Source organism: Mesorhizobium sp. M0088 (assembly GCF_040322895.1).
Lineage (GTDB): Bacteria > Pseudomonadota > Alphaproteobacteria > Rhizobiales > Rhizobiaceae > Mesorhizobium.
Map to the genome: position 1 here is coordinate 1 of NZ_JAMYUI010000064.1, position 1243 is coordinate 1243.

Genomic DNA, 1243 nt, shown 5'->3' on the forward strand with positions numbered 1-1243 from the left:
TGGAGTGCGCCCCTGGGGGTGGACACTGATCAGGCTGCGGTTTTGCCCGTCTGCCGGATATGTTGATCCTCGAACTGTTGCGGGCTGAGATATCCCAGCGCCGAATGGAGCCTGCGTTTGTTGTAGACCTGGTCGATGAAGTGGGGAAGGTGCTCGGCAACCTCCTCGAAGGTTTCAAGCGCCATCGGATAGACCGCCTCGAGCTTCAGGGTCTTCATGAAGCTCTCCGCTTTGGCATTGTCATAAGGATTGCCCTTGCGGCCCATCGAGCCCGCCAGACCGTGGCCGGCGAGAAGCTGCCGGTAAGTCTCGGCGGCATATTGGGAGCCGCGATCGGAATGGTGAACGCAGCCTGGCGGAGGCTTTCTGCGCTCGATTGCGGCGCGCAAGGCGGCGCCCGTCAGGCGAGCATCGATGGCGCGGCTGATGGCGTAGCCGACGATCATGCGCGACCAAACATCGAGAATGATGGCGAAGCGGACCGGTAGCGCGACATAGGTGATGTCGCCGACCCAGAGTTGGTTCGGACCGGTCGGGACGATGTCCTTTGCCAGATTGGGGAAGATCGGACTGTTGTGATTGCTGTCGGTCGTGGCGACGAACCGGCGTCTGACCTTCGGTTGCAGGTCGTGATCGCGCATCAGGCGGCGGATCTTCTTGTGGTTCACCACAAAGCCTTGCTGGCGCAAGGCCGCGCTCACGCGGCGATAGCCATAAAACTCGAATTCGTCGCAGATCGCGAACATCGTCTCGACGATAGCGGTGTCATCGGCCGGCCATTGCGGACGGTCATAAAAGGTCGAACGCGCCAGATCCATCAGCCGGCATCCTTCGGCGACGGAGAGGCCGGGGGGCCGATGATGGCGGATGTAGTCCCGCTTTTCGGCCGCGGAGCGCTTTTCAGAGCCCCCTTTAGAAACTCCAGCTCCAGAGCCTGCTTGCCGACCAGCCGCTCAAGCGCGGCGATCCGCGCCTCATATTCCGTGATCAGAGTGGCCGAAGCCGTATCTTCATCGAAGCCGCCTGCCTCATACTTGCCAATCCAGACACCGATCAGGGTGCGGGTGATGTCATGCCGTTTCGCCAAACTGTACAGCGTCTCGCCCGACAGATATTCCTGCACGACCTGACGCTTGAACGTGATGCTGTAGCTACGATGTCTTGCCATGGTTCTCTCTCCGAAAACCCGACAGCCATGGTCAATTCCTCAGGACGATCTGTCCACCCCCAGGGGCGCACTCCA

2 protein-coding genes are annotated in these 1243 nt (G+C 60.7%); both read right to left on the minus strand.

The window, feature by feature from the left end; translation table 11 throughout:
* Positions 1 to 29: 29 nt before the first annotated feature.
* Entirely contained in the window at positions 30 to 869 is an 840-nt protein-coding gene (locus tag NKJ67_RS35045) for an IS3 family transposase (protein WP_352585886.1), read from the minus strand.
* Positions 818 to 1168 carry a transposase gene (locus NKJ67_RS35050; protein ID WP_352585884.1) on the minus strand — a complete coding sequence of 117 codons (351 nt, stop codon included), beginning with the start codon at positions 1166 to 1168 and terminating at the stop codon, positions 818 to 820. Before NKJ67_RS35050 ends, NKJ67_RS35045 begins: the two co-directional genes overlap by 52 nt.
* Between the last annotated feature and the right edge of the window lie 75 nt (positions 1169 to 1243).